Source organism: Streptomyces durbertensis (genome assembly GCF_014156695.1).
In the GTDB taxonomy this organism is placed as follows: Bacteria; Actinomycetota; Actinomycetes; order Streptomycetales; family Streptomycetaceae; genus Streptomyces; species Streptomyces durbertensis.
Genome location: NZ_WMLF01000990.1, coordinates 1 through 255, shown reverse-complemented (window position 1 = coordinate 255; position 255 = coordinate 1). Strand labels below are relative to the sequence as shown.

Below are 255 nucleotides of genomic sequence, written 5' to 3'. Positions count from 1 at the left end.
ATCTCCGAGCAGTACGGGCTGGCCACCGAGTGGGGCACCTACGGCTTCGCCCCCGTCGTCTGGTCCGCCGGTGGTTCCCTGCTCAAGGACGGCAAGGCGGCGGGCGCCCTCGACGCGCCCGGCGTGGTGTCGGCGATGCGGACCTTCCAGTCGTGGAAGACGTACGTCGACGCCAACACGGACGGCAACGCGTTCGCCAAGGGGCGGGTCGCCCTCAGCTGGGTCGGGCACTGGGCGTACCCGGCCTACAGCAAG

General features: G+C 71.0%; 1 pseudogene. It reads left to right on the top strand.

Annotation, left to right across the window (positions count from 1 at the left end):
* A pseudogene (locus tag GL263_RS28010) lies at window positions 1–255 on the top strand (sugar ABC transporter substrate-binding protein); the annotation flags it as partial.